This window comes from Chloroflexus sp. MS-G (assembly GCF_000735195.1).
In the GTDB taxonomy this organism is placed as follows: Bacteria; Chloroflexota; Chloroflexia; order Chloroflexales; family Chloroflexaceae; genus Chloroflexus.
Window position 1 is genome coordinate 1 of sequence record NZ_JPIM01000190.1, and the last position, 4,816, is coordinate 4,816.

Annotated in this window: 3 protein-coding genes; all 3 read left to right on the top strand. The window is 49.4% G+C overall.

The annotated features are described in order from the left end of the window. Positions 1 to 1,127: glycosyltransferase family 4 protein (locus JE47_RS21155; RefSeq protein ID WP_031461348.1), on the top strand; the 1,127-nt coding region annotated here is incomplete at its 5' end. A gap of 551 nt (positions 1,128 to 1,678) precedes the next feature. Further along, positions 1,679 to 3,772: an FG-GAP repeat domain-containing protein gene (locus tag JE47_RS0119485; RefSeq protein WP_031461349.1), complete on the top strand. Its 2,094-nt coding sequence runs from the start codon at positions 1,679 to 1,681 to the stop codon at positions 3,770 to 3,772. A gap of 241 nt (positions 3,773 to 4,013) precedes the next feature. Next, a partial coding sequence (locus tag JE47_RS0119490) for an NAD-dependent epimerase/dehydratase family protein (RefSeq protein WP_031461350.1) occupies positions 4,014 to 4,816 on the top strand: 803 nt, incomplete at its 3' end.

A 4,816-nucleotide genomic window follows, 5' to 3' on the forward strand; every position in this document is an offset into this window, starting at 1 on the left:
CCATCTTCCGTGAGATGCTCGAAGAGGCTCGTGGAATATTCTTCAATACCCCCGCTGAAGAGCAATTGGCTCGTAAGAAGCTACAAGTGGCGAATCCATTTACCGCCGTGTTAGGGTATGGGTTCCCCGATCAGCCGCTACACGGTGATCCCGACCGCTTTCGTAAACGCACCGGTATCGACACCCCCTTCCTACTGTATAGCGGACGGCTAGAAACTGCGAAGAATGTTCCGTTGCTCATCGAGTGGTTTGTCGCCTATAAACAGGCTCGTCCCGAGAGCAATCTAACACTTGTCCTGACAGGCAAAGGGGAGATCAGTTTACCTGCGCGAACCGATATTGTATGTTTAGGTGTAATTGATTGGCAGGATTTGAATGACGCTTATAGTGCAAGTGTTGCTTTATGTCAACTCTCGCTGAATGAGAGCTTCTCGATCGTCATGATGGAAGCCTGGCAGCAACGTCGCCCGGTTATTGTGCATGCCGACTGTGCGGTGACCCGTGAGCACGTTGAACGTAGTGGCGGAGGGTATGCCTGTCATGATGCTGCCAGCTTCATCACAGCCATCGATACGTTACTCGAACATCCTGAAGTAGCAACGATGTTGGGTGAACGCGGATATACATATGTCCAGAATCACTTTACCTGGAGTATTCTGATTGACAATTTTGTCAACACACTGAGGATGTTCTTACAACCACGCTCCATGATCACAACATTTGCCCAACGTGGTATCCGACGTGCGCTTAATTTTACCTATGATCGTTTTGAGTCACATTTGATCTCGCTCATTCAAAAAATGTGCGAGCAGTATGGTGACTGGAAGCTTTTAGAGGAAGTTCATAGCAAACTTTCTGCATTAAGACAAGACTATACGCTGAGCGGTGATTATAACGGTGATCGCAACCCAACCGTAGGTCATTCTTTAAGAGAATGGTTGAAATGGTTACGATCAGAAACAAAGGTCTCGTCACCTATCGACCGACAACAAACGAGCGATGTGACTATACAATTGATAGAAGAACTTTTCAACCTCCTTATTCAGACAAGAAACAACTATCGTCGTCTGGAGCGTGAGCAAGCCCGTTTGCATGACCGATTGCTCAATATTCAGAACGACCGGTAATCTATTCCGCAAATGCAGGAAGGGCATAGCACGGTTGCGCACTTCTGCTGTTTGCTGCCATAGTCGTTTAGATTCCGAATGAGACAAGTCCGTCACAAGCCGAGAACACATTTGGGAGATGATACAGAATCACACAGGCGATTAGGCAGAACGATACGTAACATCATCTGCCTGGCGCCATCCCATCTGCTTTATTGTTAACCGTTCCACTACGTGCGTGACCTGCTTAGTAATGGCGACAGCTCGATCACTCGGTCAAATCTTGCCACCATCCGGTATGGGCATCGAACACATGGTGACTCCGTCATTCTATGTGCGAGAGGTTCTCCCATTCTCCTAGAGCATCTGAGCGAGCACGGTAACGATTCTGCGTCGGATTTCAATCCGAAAGGTGTGAAACTCATGTACATCCTAATTCGATAGCTCAACCAAAATGCACCGAGTCTTTTCTGTCATCTTAGACAGCCAACTTGGTTATTCTTCGGTAAGATTTGTCGCCTACACTAATTACAAGGATAAGGATCATCTCGCTCAATAGGAGAATGTTTTCTATGAGACTTCCAATACGATCGCTCATATTGTTATCAGGTTTACTATTCTGCCTCCTGTTCAGTACAACTCCATCACCTCCAGTTCAGGCGGGGTACGCTGATCAGCCTCCACCGTTACCAGGATGGACTCATGCGAACGCCTACGGTGCAGGAGCACCAGCCCATGATACATCTGCCCGCCACGGGATCAATCTTGGCCATAAACCAATCATTCGCAGTTCACCGGTCATTGCCGAGATTGATGGTAATCCGGCAAGTAAAGAGGTAGCTGTTGTGACCAGTGATGGGTTTCTCCATGTACGTCGGGCCGATGGTACACAACTCTGGAATCCGGTGCAACTGTTACCAGCACCATGCACACCGGCAGCCGACGATGCTGTTGGCAACAGTAGCCCGGCTGTTGGTCAGTTACTCGGTAATGGCGTCTCTTACATCGTGGTTGGTTATGGTACGATTTTACCATCGAATTGTGATGGTGGGATCGTGGCAGTAAACGGTCAAACAGGTCAGATCGCCTGGCGGTTCAGTCTGCGACAATGGCAACAACAGCAAGGCTATCCACCTGAAGACTTATACGGTGTCGTTTCTTCTGTCGCGTTAGCTGATACCGATAACGATGGAAAATTAGAGATTGCATTTGGTGGGCTTGACCGTAATCTCTACTTGCTCAGTGCAGCCACAAGCACAACTTATACTGTGCGCTGGTACTACCACGCCGCTGATACTATTTGGTCAACGCCAATTTTTTACAATGTTGATAACGATCCTGAACTAGAACTGATTGCCGCCACTGACATCAGCGCTAATCCGCACGTAATACCGCCAACGCAGGACGGTGGCTTTTTGCACGCCTTTGACACGGCAGCACGAACACCAGTACGCATAGAGTTTCAAACCGGCTTTATCTGGCGCACGTATGTCGATCAGGCACTCTACTCTTCACCAGCTATTGGCGATGTGCTGCCCAGCAATCCCGGTGATGAACTGGTTATTGGCTCAAGTTGTTATTTTCCGGTTAGTTCCATCAATACACCAGTCACCAAAGCAGGCCGCTGGGTCAAAATATTCCGTATGAGTGATGGTGCTGTGTTGCAGACCCTCAATGCCCCAGAATGCGTGGAGTCGTCACCGGCACTAGGTGACATTGATGGTGATGGGCGACTCGAAATTGTCGTGAATGTCGGTTGGGCTGGTGATAACGGTATTCCTCACAGTGAAACAGTTGCCTGGGATCCGGAAAATCCCAACCCGAAATGGCGAACCATTCCGTATAGTGCTAACTATGACGAAGAACCGAGCACTCGTTTCAATGATCCAAACGGTGGGCATTTGCAATCGCCCGTCATTGCAGACATCAACGGTGATGGAATTGTTGAAGTGTTGACGGCTAACTTGTGGAGTGTGGTGATCCTGAGAGGCTATGATGGTCAACAGATGACCTGCTTCTTATCACCAGCCTGTGGTAGTCAGCCATCATTGTACGCATGGTACACGCTCAAATCAACACCCGCTGTCGGCGATGTGAACGGCGATGGCATACTCGATGTCGTCATTGGCGGTGGTCATATCTTTGTCAACGGTGCTAGTGCAGCCCCTCCAATTACCGCTCATCTCTTCGCCTGGACGAATCTGGCATCGGTGTTCCCACCTCAGGTTCCGCCATCTGGCTATCAGACGAAACCTGCTTACCACGCACCATGGCCCCAGTTTCGCCGCTCAGCTACGAATGACGGGATATATAATTTACCGGGTTTACAAGCAGCAACTACGGCATTGTACGTGCTTACTGATGGCTCAACCTCGCATACGTATACCATTCCACTCACCTCCCGTGATGGAACAGCGCTTAGCCTGAGCTTGAGCGAGAGTGGTGACAGTCAGAATATTATTACAGCTAACTTGAGCAGTGCTACGTTAAGCAGTACCAACCCAAGTAATGTGGTGATCACTGTCAATGCCACGAGTGTGGCAAATGGCGTTTATCCTGTTACGTTAACGGTGAGTACACCAGGATTACCAGCAGTGACGATTACCATCACAATACAAAAAGTTAGCACGGTTTATAGTGTCTTTGTGCCGAATATTATCCGTTGAATGGTCAGATAAATAATTCGCGGATCATTTGACTTGCTCGAAGACAAGTGTGCGACGGATGTCTATCAAATGTCCGTCGCACGTCATTGTAGATAGTCGCCTATAACCTGAGGTTACGTTGGGACTTGCAAGCGTTGGTTTGGTAAGAAGATTGGAAAGGCATACACCTCCGTGCTGTACTTACCAGGCATGCTATAATTAGCCGGAAAAAAACAGTGTACTTCGGATGGTAACACTACATATGTCTCACCTCATCACCGGTGGCGCCGGTTTTATTGGTTGTAATCTGGCCGATTATCTCCTCGCCCGTGGCGAGCAGGTTACGATTGTCGATAACTTGAGCCGCCCGCGCACGCCGCTCAATCTGGCCTGGCTGCAAGAACGGTACGGTAAACAATTACGCTTCGTACAGGCCGATATTCGCGATGCGGCTACGATGCAGGCTGTGATTCCAGGACACCATGTGGTCTATCACCTGGCTGGTCAGGTGGCAGTGACGACATCGGTACAGGACCCGCGGAGTGATTTTGAGATTAATGCTCTCGGAACGCTGAATATTCTGGAAGCTGCTCGCCTGGCGCCGAAGCCGCCAATCGTCTTTTTTGCTTCAACAAACAAGGTCTATGGAGGCATGGAAACAGTGGCGGTTGTAGAAGAGGCTACTCGTTACCGCTACCGAGACCTGCCTGCCGGAGTGCCTGAGCATCAGTTGCTCGATTTTCATTCGCCATACGGTTGTAGCAAAGGTGCTGCCGATCAATATGTGCGTGATTATGCCCGTATTTACGGTTTGCAGACGGTTGTTTTCCGCCAGTCATGCATCTACGGTCCGCGTCAGTTTGGTGTTGAAGATCAGGGCTGGGCGGCACATTTTGCCATTGCTGCACTACTTGGACGCCCGATTACGATCTATGGCGACGGAAAACAGGTACGCGATATGCTCTATGTTGACGATCTGATTGCCGCTTACATGGCAGCACTTGAGCGGATCGATCAGGTGAGTGGGCGGATTTACAACATCGGTGGCGGACCACAGAATGCACT

Bases quoted from the DNA above. Each gene is read 5' to 3' on its own strand.
- JE47_RS0119485 (WP_031461349.1), top strand. From the start codon at position 1,679: ATGAGACTTCCAATACGATCGCTCATATTGTTATCAGGTTTACTATTC.